This window comes from Arthrobacter sp. Hor0625 (assembly GCF_052567525.1).
Genome location: NZ_CP199586.1, coordinates 2,289,307 through 2,305,253, shown reverse-complemented (window position 1 = coordinate 2,305,253; position 15,947 = coordinate 2,289,307). Strand labels below are relative to the sequence as shown.

16 protein-coding genes and 1 riboswitch are annotated in these 15,947 nt (G+C 71.3%); of the genes, 8 read left to right on the top strand and 8 right to left on the bottom strand.

Going from position 1 to position 15,947, the window contains the following annotated elements:
* Positions 1 to 30: 30 nt before the first annotated feature.
* Both hemG and hemE read right to left on the bottom strand, forming a co-directional pair.
* Positions 31 to 1,578 carry a protoporphyrinogen oxidase gene (hemG, locus tag ACTWLI_RS10690; RefSeq protein WP_445153841.1) on the bottom strand — a complete coding sequence of 516 codons (1,548 nt, stop codon included), beginning with the start codon at positions 1,576 to 1,578 and terminating at the stop codon, positions 31 to 33.
* Between the two features lie 7 nt (positions 1,579 to 1,585).
* Positions 1,586 to 2,716, bottom strand: a complete 1,131-nt coding sequence (gene hemE / locus ACTWLI_RS10685; protein WP_445153840.1) for a uroporphyrinogen decarboxylase — start codon at positions 2,714 to 2,716, stop codon at positions 1,586 to 1,588.
* A 158-nt stretch (positions 2,717 to 2,874) separates the two neighbouring features.
* Between hemE and ACTWLI_RS10680 the strand changes: the two genes are divergently transcribed.
* Positions 2,875 to 4,224 (top strand): glutamyl-tRNA reductase, encoded by a 1,350-nt coding sequence (locus tag ACTWLI_RS10680; protein WP_445153839.1) that lies wholly within the window; start codon positions 2,875 to 2,877, stop codon positions 4,222 to 4,224.
* A 52-nt stretch (positions 4,225 to 4,276) separates the two neighbouring features.
* Here ACTWLI_RS10680 and moeB read toward each other — a convergent pair whose 3' ends face one another.
* Entirely contained in the window at positions 4,277 to 5,488 is a 1,212-nt protein-coding gene (gene moeB, locus ACTWLI_RS10675) for a molybdopterin-synthase adenylyltransferase MoeB (protein ID WP_445153838.1), read from the bottom strand.
* Positions 5,489 to 5,494: 6 nt separating this feature from the next.
* Between moeB and ACTWLI_RS10670 the strand changes: the two genes are divergently transcribed.
* Genes ACTWLI_RS10670 through ACTWLI_RS10660 form a run of 3 tightly spaced genes read left to right on the top strand, consistent with a single transcriptional unit; the run spans position 5,495 to position 6,874 of the window.
* The gene (locus ACTWLI_RS10670; protein WP_445153837.1) at positions 5,495 to 6,241 is read left to right on the top strand and encodes a TetR/AcrR family transcriptional regulator; all 747 of its coding nucleotides are present in this window, start codon (positions 5,495 to 5,497) and stop codon (positions 6,239 to 6,241) included.
* A 52-nt stretch (positions 6,242 to 6,293) separates the two neighbouring features.
* A complete protein-coding gene (locus ACTWLI_RS10665) occupies positions 6,294 to 6,518 on the top strand; it encodes a DUF3107 domain-containing protein (RefSeq protein ID WP_056737972.1) in 225 nt (74 codons plus the stop codon).
* A gap of 53 nt (positions 6,519 to 6,571) precedes the next feature.
* On the top strand, positions 6,572 to 6,874 hold the full coding sequence (locus tag ACTWLI_RS10660) for a hypothetical protein (RefSeq protein WP_445153836.1): 303 nt from the start codon (positions 6,572 to 6,574) through the stop codon (positions 6,872 to 6,874).
* 75 nt (positions 6,875 to 6,949) lie between these two features.
* Here ACTWLI_RS10660 and ACTWLI_RS10655 read toward each other — a convergent pair whose 3' ends face one another.
* From ACTWLI_RS10655 to thiO, 3 genes are all read right to left on the bottom strand, one after another.
* Complete coding sequence (locus ACTWLI_RS10655; RefSeq protein WP_445153835.1) at positions 6,950 to 7,759, bottom strand: thiazole synthase; 810 nt, start codon at positions 7,757 to 7,759, stop codon at positions 6,950 to 6,952.
* A gap of 5 nt (positions 7,760 to 7,764) precedes the next feature.
* Positions 7,765 to 8,001 (bottom strand): sulfur carrier protein ThiS, encoded by a 237-nt coding sequence (gene thiS / locus ACTWLI_RS10650; protein ID WP_445153834.1) that lies wholly within the window; start codon positions 7,999 to 8,001, stop codon positions 7,765 to 7,767.
* Positions 7,998 to 9,230 (bottom strand): glycine oxidase ThiO, encoded by a 1,233-nt coding sequence (gene thiO / locus ACTWLI_RS10645; RefSeq protein ID WP_445153833.1) that lies wholly within the window; start codon positions 9,228 to 9,230, stop codon positions 7,998 to 8,000. Before thiO ends, thiS begins: the two co-directional genes overlap by 4 nt.
* A riboswitch (TPP riboswitch) is annotated at positions 9,221 to 9,340 on the bottom strand. Its footprint overlaps the gene before it by 10 nt.
* Positions 9,341 to 9,366: 26 nt before the next feature.
* On the opposite strand from thiO, the gene thiE reads away from it, so the two are divergent.
* Positions 9,367 to 10,065 carry a thiamine phosphate synthase gene (gene thiE, locus ACTWLI_RS10640; protein ID WP_445153832.1) on the top strand — a complete coding sequence of 233 codons (699 nt, stop codon included), beginning with the start codon at positions 9,367 to 9,369 and terminating at the stop codon, positions 10,063 to 10,065.
* 18 nt (positions 10,066 to 10,083) lie between these two features.
* Here thiE and ACTWLI_RS10635 read toward each other — a convergent pair whose 3' ends face one another.
* Positions 10,084 to 10,818: a ferritin-like fold-containing protein gene (locus ACTWLI_RS10635; RefSeq protein ID WP_445153831.1), complete on the bottom strand. Its 735-nt coding sequence runs from the start codon at positions 10,816 to 10,818 to the stop codon at positions 10,084 to 10,086.
* 40 nt (positions 10,819 to 10,858) lie between these two features.
* Here ACTWLI_RS10635 and ACTWLI_RS10630 point away from each other — a divergent pair, with 40 nt between their 5' ends.
* The 3 genes from ACTWLI_RS10630 (at position 10,859) to ACTWLI_RS10620 (ending at position 15,314) form a co-directional block, all read left to right on the top strand.
* Positions 10,859 to 12,319, top strand: a complete 1,461-nt coding sequence (locus tag ACTWLI_RS10630; protein ID WP_445153830.1) for an RNB domain-containing ribonuclease — start codon at positions 10,859 to 10,861, stop codon at positions 12,317 to 12,319.
* Positions 12,320 to 12,618: 299 nt separating this feature from the next.
* On the top strand, positions 12,619 to 14,394 hold the full coding sequence (locus ACTWLI_RS10625) for a DEAD/DEAH box helicase (protein WP_445153829.1): 1,776 nt from the start codon (positions 12,619 to 12,621) through the stop codon (positions 14,392 to 14,394).
* A gap of 8 nt (positions 14,395 to 14,402) precedes the next feature.
* Positions 14,403 to 15,314 carry a DNA-methyltransferase gene (locus tag ACTWLI_RS10620; protein ID WP_445153828.1) on the top strand — a complete coding sequence of 304 codons (912 nt, stop codon included), beginning with the start codon at positions 14,403 to 14,405 and terminating at the stop codon, positions 15,312 to 15,314.
* A gap of 22 nt (positions 15,315 to 15,336) precedes the next feature.
* On the opposite strand, the gene ACTWLI_RS10615 is transcribed toward ACTWLI_RS10620, so the two are convergent.
* Positions 15,337 to 15,945, bottom strand: a complete 609-nt coding sequence (locus ACTWLI_RS10615) for a MarC family protein (RefSeq protein ID WP_445156160.1) — start codon at positions 15,943 to 15,945, stop codon at positions 15,337 to 15,339.
* Positions 15,946 to 15,947 lie beyond the last annotated feature (2 nt).

The following is a 15,947-nucleotide window of genomic DNA, read 5'->3' as shown; positions in this document are numbered from 1 at the left end:
TCCGGCTAGCGGGGCGCCGTCCGGGGGCCGTCAGGGCAGCAGTGCCGCCACCTGGACGGGCGTGTCGGCGACGATCGCGGCGAGGCCGTTTCCGGAGAGCCAGCCGCCGACGACGGCGAGGTCGCCTTCCGTGGCGCAGAGCCGGCGGACCTGCTCGACCCGCTGCCGGTGGCCGAGCGTCGCGAACGGCAGGGCGCCGGACCAGCGCACCACGTCCCAGCCAACGACGTCGCTGCGGGAGAGCGGAACGCCAAGCAGCGCGGAGGCGTCCTGAAGCGCGGCGTCGTAGAGGTCCTCATCGCCGGAGGGCAGCTGGCCGGCGGCGGCCGTCCCGCCGTCGTCGCCGCCGCGGCCGTAGGACAGCCGCAGGACGTGGCGGCCCGGCGGCGTCAGCGCGGCCAGCCAGGCCCACTTGGCCGTGGCGTGGGTCAGGGCCTTGGCGCGGATGCCCGGACTCTGGGGAGCCACGAGCACACCGGTTCCGCGGGGTGCCGCATCGAGCGCGGGCTGGTCCACCACCAGCGTCACGAGCCGGACGTCGGGTCCCGGGTCCGGGCTGAGCGCTGCCAGAGCCGGCAGCGCGTCGGCGAGCAGCGCGACGGCGGCGGGGCCTTCTACCGCCACTACGAGCCGTCCGGCGTCGATCCGGGCCGTTCCGGTGCTGATCCGCCAGCCGCCGGGGATGCGCTGGACCGCCTCGGCGCGGGTGGCGCTGAGTAGGGTGGCGCCGAGTCCTTGCAGTTCGGCGAGCAGGGCCGTGACCAGGGTGTGCATGCCGCCGAGGAGACCGGCGACGGCGGAGCCTGCCTTGCGGAGCCCCGGCGCGTGGCTGCCCGGCGCGTGGCTGTCCTGGGCCGGGCTGTGCTGGGCCGGGCTGTGCTGGGCCGGGTTTCCGGCGGTGGGACGGTCCGCGGCGGGGCGGCGCTGCGCGGCGACGGCGGCGGCGAGGGACCCGTGGCTGCGGACCCCGGCGCGCAGTCCGGGGGCCACCATGTCCACGTCCAGCAGTGCCGGGTCGGCCGAGTGCACGCCGCCGACCACGGGCGCGACCAGCCGTTCCAGTACGCGGCGGCCCATCCGGGCGCGGACCAGCGCGGCGACACTGGTGGCATCGGCCGAGGTGCCGACGGACGCCGGCAGCAGGGTGTCGAGCCAGGCCCGCAGCGAGCCCGGCAGCCCGAGGGACCGGCGGACCTCGGGGTCCCACGGGTTGGCGGGGATGCCCAGCACCCCGGTTTTTGGCAGTTCGCGCGGGCCCTCGGGCAGCTGCACCCAGGCGCCGCCGGGGTTCGGCGGAACGATCCGGTCGCCCAGGCCCAGTTCCTCGGCCAGCGTCGCCACCGCCGCGGAGCGGGTGGCGAAGGATTCGGCGCCGCTGTCCAGGGTCAGTCCGGCCACCGCGTGGCTGCCCACGCAGCCGCCCCACTCCCCCGAGGCTTCGAGCACCGTGGTGTGGAGGCCAGCCCGGGCCAGTTCCCGGGCCGCGAGCAGCCCGGAGATACCGCCCCCGATCACGACGGCGGTCCGGTCGGTCCCGGCGGGCACGGAACTGACCGGGCCGGCGGCGTCGGTGCCCATCGGGGGCCTACTCCGGCGCGATCGAGTGGATGAGTTCGACGACGCGGGTCAGCACCGCCGCGTCGGTCTCGGGGGGTACGCCGTGGCCCAGGTTCAGCACGTGGCCCGGGGCGGCGGAGCCGGCCGCGATGACCTCGCGTACGTGGGCCTCGAGGATCTCCCAGGGGGCGGACAGCAGCGCCGGGTCGATGTTGCCCTGCAGCGGCACGGTCCCGCCGAGCCGGCGGTTGGCCTCGTCGAGCGGCAGCCGGTAATCAACACCGACGACGTCGACGCCGACGTCGCGCATGGCCACCAGCAGTTCCGAGGTGCCGGTGCCGAAGTGAATCAGGGGTGCGCCGAGGTGCCGAACGTGGTCCAGGGCCCGGGCGGAGGCGGGGGCGACGAACCGGGTGTAGTCGGCAAGGCCCAGCGAGCCGGCCCAGGAATCGAAGAGCTGGCCGGCCGAGGCGCCGGCCTCAAGCTGGGCGCGGAGGAACAGTCCGGAGGCGTCGGCCGCCCAGTTGGCCAGCGCGGTCCAGGTCTCCGGATCGGCGTGCATCATGGTGCGCGGGCCGAGGTGGTCGCGCGACGGCCGGCCTTCGACCATGTACGCGGCGAGGGTAAAGGGCGCCCCGGCAAAGCCGATCAGCGGGGTGCTGCCGAGCTCGGCCACGGTCAGCCGCACGGCCTCGCGGATCGGTTCCAGCGCCTCCCAGCTCAGCTGAGGCAGGGCCGCGACGTCCGCGGCGGTACGCACCGGCTTGTCCAGGACCGGGCCCACGCCCGGGACGATGTCCACGCCGACGCCGGCCAGCTTGAGCGGGATGACGATATCGGAGAAGAAGATTGCGGCGTCGACGTCGTGCCGGCGGACCGGCTGGAGCGTGATCTCGGACGCCAGTTCCGGGCGCAGGCAGGAGTCGAGCATGGCGACGCCTTCACGGACCTTCAGGTACTCGGGCAGCGAGCGTCCCGCCTGCCGCATGAACCACACCGGGCGCCGGGACGGCGTGCCGCCGCGGTAGGCCGTAATCAGGGGTGAGCCGGCGGTGCGGCCGTCCATCAGGGGGTGGCCGGCGTCGAGGCCCGTTGCCGTGCCGTCGTTAACCGTGCCGTTATTTGCCGTGCCGGCGGTTGCCGCAGCGCTAGGAGTCATGCCTCTGATTGTGCCGAAAACTGCCCTCAAAAGATAACGACAGCCTGTCAGACGGCGCGGGCAGCGGCCCGCCGTGGCGTGAATCACACCCCGGCGTGGGCAGTCCCACCCCGGGCTGTTGTTCTACACGGGGGCGAAAAAGCTATGATTGTCGTGCTGTGGTTCTTTTCTCATTGGTGGCTACACACGCCGACATCGACCTCGAGACCGTTGCTCAACTGAGCACCGGCGCTTCCGGGCTTGCCGCATCCGCCCTCGCCGGTTCCCCGGCCGTGGCGGGTGCCGTCGTCCTGTCCACCTGCAACCGCTTCGAAATTTACGGCGAAGCGCCGCACCCGGATGACGTGGAAGCGGCCCGCGCCGCCCTGGTCTCGCAGATCAGCGGCGCCAGCGGCCTGAACCAGCAGCTCGTCTCCCGGTCCTTCAACACCCGCACCGGCCCGGACGTGACCCGGCACCTGTTCGCGGTCAGCTCCGGCCTGGACTCCGCCGTCGTCGGCGAACGCGAAATCGCCGGCCAGGTCCGGCGGGCACTGATCAGCGCCCAGCAGGAGGGGACGGCCAGCGCCGGCCTCGTCCGGCTGTTCCAGGCCGCGTCCAAGACCGCCAAGGACGTCGGTGCGCAGACCGCCCTCGGTTCACGGGGCCTCTCAATCGTTTCGGTCGCCCTCGACCTCGCCACCGACCTCTCCGAGAACGCCGACTGGTCTACCAAGAAGGTCGTGGTGTTCGGCACCGGCGCCTACGCCGGCGCCACCATGTCCCTGCTGCGCGAACGCGGCTGCACCGATGTGTCGGTCTTTTCGTCCTCCGGCCGGGCCGCCGGCTTCGTGGCCACCCGCGGCGGCACCGCCCTGGACAGCGACTCACTGCCCGGCGCCGTGGCGGCCGCCGACGTCATGATCGGCTGCAGCGGCTCGGACAACCGGGTCGAGGCGGCGGAGCTGGCGCGGATCCGTGCAGCGTCGCCGCAGCCCCTGATCGTGATCGACCTGGCGCTCACCCACGACTTTGATCCTGCCGTCGCCGAACTGGACGGCGTCGAACTGTTGACCCTGGAATCCGTGCGGCTGGCCGCCCCGCAGGAGCAGGCCGAATCCCTGAGCCAGGCCAGCGACATTGTCGACGGCGCCGCGACCGCGTTCGAGCAGGAACGCCAGGCGCGCTCGGTCGACTCGGCCATCGTCGCCCTGCGCCGCCACACGATGGATGTCCTCGACGCCGAAATGGAAAAGGTGCGCGCCCGTCACGGCTGCACCGCCGCGGCGGAGGAAGTGGAGTTCGCCTTGCGCCGGATGGTCAAGCAGTTGCTGCATGTCCCCACCGTGCGGGCCCGCGAACTCGCGGCGAACGGCCAGCAGGCCGACTACGTCGCCGGCCTCGAGGCTGTCTACGGGATCACGGTCGAGCAGCCCGCGGCCCGCGCCGCTGCGACCGCCACCGAGGCGCAGTGCCCGGTCGACCACAGCGAGGCTCCCGCCGCCGGAAGCGGCCGGGAAACGGCCTAGGACCCGCCGGGAGCGAGGGTGTTGATGCCTGCCGGCCCGGCGGACCGTGACCTCAGTAGACCGGCTTCTGCGGTTCAACCTCGCGCACCCAGGCGAGGATGCCGCCCTCCAGGTGGCTGACCCGCTCGTAGCCTGCGGCCCGGGCAGCGGCCAGCACCGCCGCGGAGCGCGTGCCGCCCTTGCAGTGGAAGACGATGTCCGTGTCCTGCGGCAGCTCGGCCCACGCTTCGCCGGCCAGGATCCTGCCCTGCGGGATCAGCCTGGCACCCTCGATGCGGACGATGTCGAATTCCCCGCTCTCGCGCACATCCACCAGCTGGAAGTCCTTCAACCCGGCCTTGCGGGAGGCGAGCATGGTGGCCAGCTGGGTGGCCGTGACGGTGTGCTCGGTGCCGGCGTCCGCGGCCGGGGCGATGCCGCAGAACGCCTCGTAATCGGTCAGTTCGGTGATGCGCGGCGCCGCGGGGTCCCGGGACACGCGGATCTCCCGCCACGTTCCGCCCAGGGCGTCGAACAGCGCCACCCGGCCCAGCAGGGAGCGGCCGACGCCGGTGATCAGTTTTACCGCTTCGGTCACCATCAGTGAGCCGACGGCGGCGCAGAGCATGCCGAACACGCCGCCCTCCCCGCAGGACGGAACGGAGCCGGCCGGCGGCGCCTCGGGGTACAGGTCCCGGTAGGTGGGTCCTTGCTGCTCCCAGAACACACTGACCTGCCCGTCGAAGCGGAAGATCGACCCCCAGACGTAGGGTTTCCCCAGGATGGCGGCCGCGTCGTTGACCAGGTAACGGGTGGCGAAGTTGTCGGCGCCGTCGATGATCAGGTCATAGCCAGCGAACAGGTCCAGCGCGTTGGTGGCATCCAGCCGCACGTTATGCAGCCGGACCTCGACCAGCGGGTTCAACGCGGCGATGGCGTCCCGGGCCGAGGCCGTCTTGGGGCGGCCCACGTCGGCGACGCCGTGGATCACCTGGCGCTGCAGGTTGCTGAGGTCCACGTCGTCGTCGTCGATGATGCCGAGGGTCCCCACGCCGGCTGCGGCCAGGTACAGCAGGGCGGGCGAGCCGAGGCCGCCGGCACCGATCACCAGGACCTTGGCGTTCTTGAGCCGGCGCTGCCCGAGCGCGCCGATCTCGGGGATGATCAGGTGGCGGGAGTAGCGCTCCACTTCCTCCGGCGTCAGGTCCGGCCCGGGATCGACCAGCGGTCCGGGTGCCGCGGGCGGGGTTGCCGGGTCGCCGTGCGCGCTCAACTGGGAAGCCATACTTCAATGTATGCCCGAAGATGCCGCCAGGTCATATTACCCGCGCGTAAAGTGGAGCTAACAGCGAGGGAAAGAAGGCGGACAGTGGTTCATCAGGCACCGGATGCGCGGGGACAGACCGGAAAGCCGGCGGCCGGCAACGGCCGGAGCGGGAGCCAGCGTTCGGCCCGGCTGCCACGCGACGAACGGCGGGCCCAGCTTCTCGCCGCCGCCCAGGAAGTGTTCGTGGCCAACGGCTACCACGGCGCCGCGATGGACGAAATCGCCGAGACGGCGCACGTGAGCAAACCGGTGCTGTACCAGCACTTCCCGTCCAAGCGCGAGCTGTACCTGGCGCTGCTGGACAGCCACCTGTCGGCCCTGACCGAACTGCTGCTGGGCGCCCTGAACTCCACGACGGACAACGACGAGCGCGTCCAGGCGGTCATGCGCGCCTACTTCCGCTTCATCGCCAGTGATGACCAAGCCCACCGGCTGGTCTTCGAATCGGGGCTGGTCAACGACGCCGATGTCAGCGCCCGGCTGGAAACCTTCAACAAGACCTTCGCCGACGCGATCGCCAAGGTCATCGCCGAGGACACCAAGCTGCCGCTCATCGAGGCACAGCTCCTGGGCCGCGGGCTCTCCGGCATGGCCCAGGTCAGCGCCCGCTACTGGCTGGAAACCGACGGCGACCTCGACCTCGATGTGGCCAGTGACCTGGTCTACCGTTTAGCTTGGCGCGGAATCTCGCGCTTCCCCAAAGAGTCCTAGACTACAAATAGAGAACACCCTCAAACTTTTTGATTGGCTGGGAGGCCTTGCTGTGGAAGTAAAGATCGGCATTCAGAACATCGGCCGCGAAATCGCCCTGGAATCGAACCAGGACGCCGACGCGGTGGCGGCGCTGGTGGCAGAGGCCCTGTCCAAGGGCACCGAACTGCGCCTGACCGATGAGAAGGGCCGCCAGATCATCGTCCCGGCGAACGTCCTGGGCTACGTCGAGATCGGCGCCGAAGAGGTCCGCCGCGTCGGTTTCGGCGCCCTCTAGGCCCCGGCCCGGCCGCCGCCGGGTACGCCCCGCACTTCCCTGAAGGAGTCTGAATGCTGTCCCTGATTGTGGTGGCCATGGTGGCCGTGGCCGCAGGCTTTGTGGTCTGGGCCAATGACAAGCGGCACGCCAAATACGGCATCGCCGTGCCGGCCGGGGTTGCCCTGGCCGTGGCCATGCTCAGCTGGGTCATCTTCATGGCCGCCGGGTTCGGCTACCAGCCGGGCCTGACGTGGATTCCGTGGGTGCTGCCGCTGCTGCTCGGCACGGCGGCGGCGATCGGCGCCGTGCTCTACCTCGGCCGGTCCCGCACCCGGCAAGACACCGCGCGGATGACCGCCATCCTCCGGCTCTAACTCCGCCGCAGCCAGCACTCCAGCGTGGCCGTTCCACCCCCGGGTGGAGCGGCCACGCTGCTTTTGCGGCCCGGGTCAGAGGAACTCGGCCCGGCCCTCCATGGCGGAGGAGGCCAGGGCATGCTCGCGGCGCGGAATCCGGCCGGCCTTCCGGGCCAGCCGGCCGGCGGCGACGGCGTGCCGGAACGCCGCCCCCATCAGTGCCGGATCCTGGGCCCGGGTCACCGCGGTGGCGAGCAGCACCGCGTCACAGCCGAGTTCCATGGCGAGTGCCGCGTCGGAGGCGGTGCCGATGCCGGCGTCGAGCACCACGGGCACCGACGCCCGCGCGACGATCAGTTCGATGTTGTGCGGGTTCAGGATGCCCAGTCCGGTGCCGATCGGGGCGCCGAGCGGCATTACGGCGGTGGCGCCGAGGTTTTCCAGCCGGAGGGCCAGCACCGGGTCGTCGTTGGTGTAGGCAAAGACCTTGAAGCCGCGGGCCACCAGCTGGTCGGTGGCCTCCACGAGTTCCAGGGCGTCGGGCAGCAGGGTGTGCTCGTCGGCGATGACCTCCAGTTTCACCCAGTCGGTCTCCAGCGCTTCCCGGGCCAGCTCCGCGGTCAGGACGGCGTCGCGGGCCGTGAAGCAGCCGGCGGTGTTCGGCAGCACCCGGATGCCGTGGTCGGCCAGCAGCTGGAACAGGGATCCGCTCTCGGCCGGGGAGTAGCGCCGCATGGCCACCGTGGTGAGTTCCGTCCCGGACGCCAGCAGCGCCGCGCCCAAGCCCTCCAGGCTCGGCGCACCGCCGGTGCCCATGATCAGCCGCGAGCCCAGTTCGACGCCGTCGATGGTGAGCGGATCCCGTGCCGGCTGCTGTGTGGTGGTGGGGGCAAGTCCTGCCATCGTGGTCATCCTCCCTGTACTGCGGTGACGAGTTCGACGTCGTCACCGTCGGCGAGTGCGGTGCTGTGCCACTGGCTGCGCGGCACGACCTCGGCGTTGCGGGCGACGGCGACGCCGAGCTTCCGGCCGTCGGTGGCGTGGCCGTCCTCGGCCAGGGTCCGGCCGGTGACGCCGCTGACCAGGGCGCTGACCGTGGCGCCGTCGGCGACGGCGTGCTGCGCTCCGTTGAGCCTGATGTTCATGCTGTCGTCCTGTCGTCGGTGGGGAGGCGGGAATCCTGGTGGTGTGCGGCGAAGCGGTCCGGGCGGAAGCCGGCCCAGCGCGGGTCCGGCTTGCCGTCCAGCAGCTGCCGGCACACCGCGGCGGCCGCCGGGGTGAGCAGGACGCCGTGCCGGAAGAAGCCGGTGGCGATGATCAGCCCGCCGGTCTCGTCCCCGCCGGGACCGGCCACGCGCCCCAGCAGCGGAGCGTTGTCCGGGGTCCCCGGCCGCGCCCGGGCGGTGGCCTCGAGCAGTTCCAGTTCGGCGACGGCGGGAAGCAGCTGCTGGGCGTCGCGCAGCAGCTGGTACACGCCGCCTGCGGACACGGCGCCGGCGTGGGCGGGGGCGTCCTCACGCTGGGTCGCGCCGATGACCACGGTGCCGTCCTCCCGCGGCACGAGGTAGACCGGGACCCCGCGGACCAGTCCCCGCACCGTGCACCGCAGCAGCGGCCGCAGCGCCGGGGGGACGCGGAGCCGGAGGATGTCCCCGTAGACCGGCCGCAGCGGCAGGGAGAGCCCCGGGGGCAGTCCCTGCAGATCCGCGGCTCCCAGGCCGTTGGCCACGATCGTTTCGGTGGCGCGGACCTGGCTGCCGTCCGCCAGGACGGCGCCGGCGACCCGGCCGTTGTCCCAGAAGAGCCCGGCGGCGCGGCGGCGAATGGCGGTGAAGTGGCGGTCCGCGGCCAGCAGGGACGCGGTCCGGGCCAGGAGCCGGCGCGGATCCACCTGGTGGTCGGCGGGAATCTCGAAGGCACAGGAGATCCCGGGGCTGAGCAGCGGCTCGCGTGCGCGTGCTTCGCGCACGCCCAGCGGCTCGACCGCCAGGCCGCAGGCCCGCTGCACCGCCCGCAGGTCGGCGAGCGCGCGGCGGTCCGCCGGGTCGGCGCCGACGGCGAGGGTCGGGGTCGGGAGGTAGCCGGTGCCGGCGGCTTCTCCGGTGCCGGCGGCATCGAGGGCGGAGGCGAACGAGGGCCAGAGCCGGGACGCTTCCAGCATGAGGGCCAGGAGCTCCTCTTCCTGGTAGTGCAGTTCGCTCACCGGGGCGAGCATGCCGGCGGCGGCCCAGCTGGCTCCGGTGCCGGGGGCGTCGTCGATAAGTGCGATGGTGCGGCCCGAACGGCGCGCCTCCCAGGCGATGCCGTGCCCCACCACTCCCCCGCCGATCACGGCGACGTCGTACTGCACAGCCGGTACGGCCGAGGTGTCCATGGATTCCTCCCTACGCCGGTACTAACCGGATCAGGTCAAGCGGTCGGCTCTGACGCCCTCTCAGCCCTGCCGCCCGTGGACGGCTTGTGCGGGCTCCCGCGGTATGCGCCCAGTTTAGAGGAACTAGGCTGGAACCATGAGCCAGGATGTCCACACCACCGCCCGCCTGTACCTGTGCACCGATGCCCGCAAGGACCGCGGTGACTTCGAGGACTTCGTCGACGCCGCCTTCGCCGGCGGGGTGGACATCATCCAGCTGAGGGACAAGTCGCTGGAGGCCGCCGAGGAACTGGAACTGCTGGAGGTTCTGCACTCCGTGGCCCAGCGCCACGGCCGGCTCTGGGCGGTCAACGACCGTGCGGACCTGGCGTCGCTGGCCGGGGCCCCGGTCTTCCACATTGGGCAGAAGGACATCCCCTTCGGCGCCGCCCGGGACTTCCTGGGCAAGTCCACCGTCATCGGGATGTCCACCCATACGCCGGAGCAGGTCGACGCGGCGATCGCCGCCGCCCCGGGCCGGAGCGGGCTGGACTATTTCTGTGTCGGACCGGTCTGGGCCACGCCCACCAAGCCGGGCAGGGCCGCCGTCGGCCTGGACCTAGTGCGGTACGCCGCCGACGCGATCGGCCGCGCCGAGGCCGCCGACGCCGGCAGGGTCGCCGGGGTGGTCCCCTGGTTCGCGATCGGCGGCATCGACCTGGGCAATGTTGAACAGGTCGTCGACGCCGGTGCGCGCCGGATCGTGGTCGTCCGGGCCATTACCGAGGCTGACGATCCGGCCGGCGCGGCTGCCGCGCTGCTCGCGGCACTGGACGCCGCGGCGCCCGGGCACTGACCGGCTTGGCCGGCGGAACTATCCGGCGAGCCCCAGTTCGGACATCCGGCGGGCGTGGGCGGCGGCCAGCTCGGCGGCGATCCCGGCGGACAGGGCGTGTCCGGGCCCGGTGGTCTGCCCCGGCCGGTCCGCGGCGGCCCCCTCAGCAGCCGCGGGCGGCAGGGCCGCGGCGTCCGCCATGCCGGTGAGGCCGGCGAGGAAGGCGTGTTCGGTACTGATCCGCTGCGCCTGGGTGAGGGCCTCTCCCAGCAGCCGCCGCGCCCACAGCGCCACCCGCGAGGCCAGGCGGGGATCGTCCGCGAGCGCGGCCTTCAGCCGGTCCCGCAGCACCGCCGTCGCGTCGCCCGGGGCCTGGACCTGCTCGATCAGCCCGGCGGTGTCAGCGTCGACGTAGCCGGAAACGGCCCGGCAAAAGTCGGCGGAGACGGTGTCGATCACGTAGGCCTTCATCAGCGACTCGTACCAGTCGGCGGGCCGGGTGCGCTCGTGGAAGTGGTCCACCGATGGCTGGAACGGCAGCATGGCGTCCTCCGGGTCGACGCCCATACCGGCGAGTTTGGCGCACACCAGTTCAAAGTGCCCGAACTCGACCACGGCCAGCCGGCCCAGCACGGCGCGGTCCTTCAGGGTCGGCGAATAGCGGGCGTCCGAGGAGAGCCGCTCGAAGGCCGACAGCTCCCCGTAGGCCATCGCGCCGAGCAGGTCGCGGAGGAAGCGGTGGTGGCGTGCAGGTCCGTCCGGGGAGGTGCTCATCCTTCAACATTAGCGGCGGAAATCGGGCTAACCTGATTCCGTGTCTCATCATCGCCTGACCCCTAACGTCCGCCGCCAGCAGAACCAGCTCGCCCAGGCCCTTAACGCGCTGCGAACCACGCTGGAACTGCCGGGCGAGTTCCCCGAGGACGCGCTCCGGGACGCGGAGGCGGCCGTGGCCGGCCATGAACTTCCCGAACTGGACCTGACGCACGTGGAGTTCGTGACCATCGACCCGGCGTCGTCGACCGACCTGGACCAGGCGTTGTTCATTGACCGCGCCGGCGACGGGTACCGGGTGCTGTACGCCATCGCCGACGTCCCGTCCTTCGTGGCTCCCGGCGGAGCGCTCGACGCCGAAACCCGGCGCCGCGGGCAGACCTTCTACACCCCGGACGGCCGTATCCCGCTGCACCCCGAGGTCATCAGCGAGGCGGCCGGCAGCCTGCTGGAAGGCCAGCTGTGCGCGGCCTTCGTCTGGGAGTTCGACCTGGACGCCGCCGCCGAGGTCTCCGCCGTCCAGGTACGCCGGGCCCGGGTCCGGAGCCGGGCCAAGCTCAGCTACCACGGGGTTCAGGCCGCGCTCGACGGCGGCACCGCGGACCCGGTGCTGCAACTGCTGCGCGAGGTCGGCGGCAAGCGCGTGGAACTGGAGCGGTTGCGGGGCGGGGCGAGCCTGAACATGCCCGATCAGGAGATCGAACAGCTGCCCGACGGCGGTTACCGGATCGTCGCCGAGCCGCCGCTGCCGGTGGAGGACTGGAATGCGCAGATTTCCCTGATGACGGGCATGGCCGCGGCGGAGCTCATGCTCCAGGGCAAGGTAGGGATCCTGCGCACCATGCCCGCCCCGGATGAAAACTCCCTGCGGCATTTCCGTCGCCAGACCGGCGCACTGGGCAAGCCGTGGGACGGCCGGATCAGCTACGGCGAATACCTCCGCACGCTCGACCCCACGGATCCGCGCCAGCTTGCGATCCTGCACTCCGCCGGGATGCTCTTCCGCGGTGCCGGTTACACCCACTTCGACGGCGACGTGCCCGAGGACGCCATCCAGGCCGCCATCGGCGCGGCCTACGCACACTCCACCGCCCCGCTTCGGCGACTGATCGACCGCTTCGTCCTGGTGATCTGCGAGGCCCTCTCCACCGGTGCCGAAGTCCCCGGCTGGGCCCGGGAGGCGCTGCCCTCGCTGCCGGCGATCATGGCCGCCTCGGACCAGCTGGCCGGCAGGCTGGAACGGCTCTCGCTGGACACCGTCGAGGCCGCCCTGCTGGTCAACCACGTCGGCCAGGAGTTCGACGCCGTCGTCATCTCCGGCTCCAAGCCGGCAAAAAACGGCAACGGGAACGGCAACGGCCCCTCCGGCATCGTGCAGATCGCGGAGCCCGCGGTGACGGCCCGCTGCCCCGGCGAGCTGGAGTCCGGCACCCAGGTCCGGGTGCGGGTGGTGTCCTCCGATATCGCCACCCGTGAGGTCCGGCTGGAGCTCGTCGGCTGACCGCCGCAGGACGGCGCTGCCCCGCCGTGCCGGGCGCCGTACCGGGTTGCGGACCGCAAGCCGGTAGACTGGGTGGGTAGTAATGGATGCCCGGTCGTTGATTTCCAAGTATTTTCGAATCAACAAGCCCGCCCCTACGCGATCTTGAGACAGACCCGCTGGTCCCAGTGCCAGCAATTAGATAGCCCGCGATCGGCTTCCACTGGACATGCTTGCGCCCCCGAGCGTGCTCCGGACCGGACCTCCGGGACGTTCCGTTGAGCAGGCAGCGCAGCCCAAATGAATAAGGAAACTCCCACGTGAGTGAATTGCACACGCACCAGCTTCTGACTGACGAATCCGGCACGGAATCGCTTGAGCCGGAAGAGACCATCATCTCGGACGAAACCCCGCACGAAATCGCGGAAAAGTCCTTCGCCGACTACAACGTCCGCGCCGACATCGTCGAGTCCCTGGCCGACGCCGGGATCACCCACCCCTTCCCGATCCAGGCCATGACGCTGCCGGTCGCCCTCGGCGGCCACGACATCATCGGCCAGGCCAAGACGGGCACCGGCAAGACCCTCGGCTTCGGCATCCCGGCGCTGCAGCGCGTCGTCGGCCGCGACGACGCAGGCTTCGAGTCGCTGCCGTCCCCGGGCGCCCCGCAGGCCCTCGTAATCGTCCCGACCCGCGAGCTCGCCGTCCAGGTGGCCGGCGACCTGCAGAACGCGGCGAAGAAGCGCAACGCGCGTATCGCCACGATCTACGGCGGCCGCGCCTACGAGCCGCAGATCGAAGCGCTGCAGCAGGGCGTCGAGATCGTCGTCGGCACACCCGGCCGCCTGATCGACCTGTACAAGCAGAAGCACCTGGTCCTGAAGAACGTCAAGATGGTCATCCTCGACGAGGCCGACGAGATGCTGGACCTGGGCTTCCTGCCCGACGTCGAGACCCTGATTGCCGGCACCCCCGCCGTGCGCCAGACGCTGCTGTTCTCGGCCACCATGCCCGGCCCGGTCATCGCCATGGCCCGCCGCTACATGAGCCAGCCCACCCACATCCGCGCCGCGGACCCCGAGGACGAGGGCCTGACCAAGCGCGACATCCGCCAGCTCATCTACCGTGCGCACAGCATGGACAAGGTCGAGGTGGTCGCGCGCATCCTGCAGGCCCGCGGACGCGGCCGCACCATCATCTTCACCAAGACCAAGCGCACCGCCGCGAAGGTCGCGGAGGAACTCGTGGACCGCGGGTTCGCCGCGGCCGCCATCCACGGCGACCTGGGCCAGGGCGCCCGGGAGCAGGCGCTGCGCGCCTTCCGGAACAACAAGGTGGACGTCCTCGTGGCCACCGACGTGGCGGCCCGCGGCATCGACGTCGACGACGTCACGCACGTGATCAATTACCAGTGCGTCGAAGACGAGAAGATCTACCTGCACCGGGTGGGCCGTACCGGCCGCGCGGGCAACAAGGGCACGGCCGTGACGTTCGTCGACTGGGATGACATGCCGCGCTGGGGCCTGATCAACAAGGCCCTGGGCCTGAGTGTTCCGGAGCCGGTGGAAACCTATTCCTCGTCCCCGCACCTGTACGCGGACCTGGACATTCCGGAAGGAACCAAGGGCCGCCTGCCCCGCGACAAGCGGGTTCTCGCCGGTGTGGACGCCGAGGAGCTTGAGGACCTGGGCGAGACGGGCAAGAAGAACACCCGCGACGGCGGCCGGGGCGGCGCACGCTCCGGTTCGCGCGACGGCGGACGTGCCCCGCGGGAGGGCGGCCGCTCCGGCGGGCGCTCCGAGTCCCGCGACGGCGGCCGCTCCGGCGAACGGTCGGAGTCCCGCGAGGGCGGACGTTCGGAGTCCCGCGAGGGCGGGCGCTCCGGCGGACGCTCGGGTGAGCGGCGCCGCCGGTCCCCCGAGAAGGAGGCCGGAGCCGGTCCCGCCGAGGCCACCGCCTCCGCAGCACCGGCAGCCAGCGCACCGACCGAAGTGGACCGGGCCACCCGGGCACGCCGCCGGACCCGCACCCGCCGCCGCAACGGCGAAGTCGTTGCCGGCGAGGCCCAGGCCACGGCACGCGGCGCCGAGGCCTAATCCGCTGCATGACTGACACCGTCTGGGCGCCGGACGGCAGCAACCTGGTGGTACACGCGGACAACGCGGCGTACCTCCCGACGCTGCCGGACGGCGCCTTCACACTCATTTACGTGGACCCGCCCTTCAACACCGGGCGGGTTCAGCGGCGCCAGGAGACCAAAATGGTCCTCAACGCCGGCGGCGAGGGTGACCGCGTCGGCTTCAAGGGCCGCTCGTACGACACCATCAAGGGTGCGCTTCACAGCTACGACGACGCCTTCAGCGACTACTGGTCCTTCCTCGAGCCGCGGCTGGTCGAGGCCTGGCGGCTGCTCGCCGACGACGGCACCCTGTATCTGCACCTGGACTACCGCGAGGTGCACTACGCCAAGGTCATGCTGGACGCGATCTTCGGCCGCGAGTGTTTCCTCAACGAGATCATCTGGGCCTACGACTACGGCGCCCGCGCCAAGTTCCGCTGGCCGACGAAGCACGACAACATCCTCGTGTACGTGAAGAATCCCGCGAAGTACCACTTCGACAGCGCCGAGGTGGACCGCGAGCCGTACATGGCACCCGGGCTGGTCACGCCGGCCAAGCGTGAGCTCGGCAAGCTGCCCACGGATGTCTGGTGGCACACCATTGTTTCGCCCACCGGGCGCGAGAAGACCGGTTACCCGACGCAAAAACCGGAGGGGCTGATCCGGCGGGTGGTCGCGGCCTCCAGCCGGCCCGGGGACTGGTGCTTGGACTTCTTTGCCGGTTCGGGCACGCTCGGCGCCGTGGCGGCGAAGCTGGGCCGCAAATTCGTCTGCGTGGACCAGAACCAGGCCGCCGTCGACGTGATGGCCAAGCGGCTGGGCGCGCACGCGGCGTTCACCGTCCAGCCCGCGAACGAGCTCCCCGCGGCCGAGCCCTCCGCCGCGGCGCCGGACTAGGCCGCCGCGGCCGCTCCGCGGGTCAGGTCCAGCTGGTAACGAAGGCGTGCACGGCGTCCGCGATCATCTGTACCGCGATCGCGGAGAGCAGCAGGCCTGCGATCCGGGTGACCAGCTCGACGCCGTTCTCACCGAGGGCGCGCTGCACGAGGCCGGCGAAGCGCATCGCCAGGTACAGTGACGCGAGCGTCACGGCAATGCCCAGCCCGACGGCGAGGTACTGCGCCGCGCTGGCGGAGCGCTGAACGAACACCATAACCGCCACGATCGCGCCCGGACCCGCCATCAGCGGTGTGCCCAACGGGACGAACGCGACGTTCTTGTACTTGGCGGCGTTGTCCTCCCCGCCGGTGGAACCGGTGAGCAGCTGGAGCGCGATCAGCACCAGCAGCAGGCCGCCCGCGCCCTGGAGCGCGGCCAGCGAGATGTGCATGTAGTTCAGGATCGACTGGCCGAAGATCGCAAAGGTCACGATCACGCCGGTGGCGACCAGCAGCGCCTGGAAGGCGGAGCGGTTGCGGTCCCGGGCGTCCATCTGCGCCGTCAGCGACATGAAGATCGGGACGGTGCCGGGCGGGTCCATGATCACAAACAGCGTCACGATCACCGACGCCAGCAGCTGAAGGTCGATCC

What these genes read in the sequence shown, in the direction of transcription:
- thiS (WP_445153834.1), bottom strand. Translation starts at nt 8,001, where the DNA reads ATGAACATCAGGCTCAACGGAGCGCAGCACGCCGTCGCCGACGGCGCC.
- hemG (WP_445153841.1), bottom strand. Translation starts at nt 1,578, where the DNA reads ATGGGCACCGACGCCGCCGGCCCGGTCAGTTCCGTGCCCGCCGGGACC.
- ACTWLI_RS10660 (WP_445153836.1), top strand. Translation starts at nt 6,572, where the DNA reads ATGCTGTCCCTGATTGTGGTGGCCATGGTGGCCGTGGCCGCAGGCTTT.
- hemE (WP_445153840.1), bottom strand. Translation starts at nt 2,716, where the DNA reads ATGACTCCTAGCGCTGCGGCAACCGCCGGCACGGCAAATAACGGCACG.
- ACTWLI_RS10620 (WP_445153828.1), top strand. Translation starts at nt 14,403, where the DNA reads ATGACTGACACCGTCTGGGCGCCGGACGGCAGCAACCTGGTGGTACAC.
- ACTWLI_RS10670 (WP_445153837.1), top strand. Translation starts at nt 5,495, where the DNA reads ATGTATGCCCGAAGATGCCGCCAGGTCATATTACCCGCGCGTAAAGTG.
- moeB (WP_445153838.1), bottom strand. Translation starts at nt 5,488, where the DNA reads ATGGCTTCCCAGTTGAGCGCGCACGGCGACCCGGCAACCCCGCCCGCG.
- thiO (WP_445153833.1), bottom strand. Translation starts at nt 9,230, where the DNA reads ATGGACACCTCGGCCGTACCGGCTGTGCAGTACGACGTCGCCGTGATC.
- ACTWLI_RS10635 (WP_445153831.1), bottom strand. Translation starts at nt 10,818, where the DNA reads ATGAGCACCTCCCCGGACGGACCTGCACGCCACCACCGCTTCCTCCGC.
- thiE (WP_445153832.1), top strand. Translation starts at nt 9,367, where the DNA reads ATGAGCCAGGATGTCCACACCACCGCCCGCCTGTACCTGTGCACCGAT.
- ACTWLI_RS10655 (WP_445153835.1), bottom strand. Translation starts at nt 7,759, where the DNA reads ATGGCAGGACTTGCCCCCACCACCACACAGCAGCCGGCACGGGATCCG.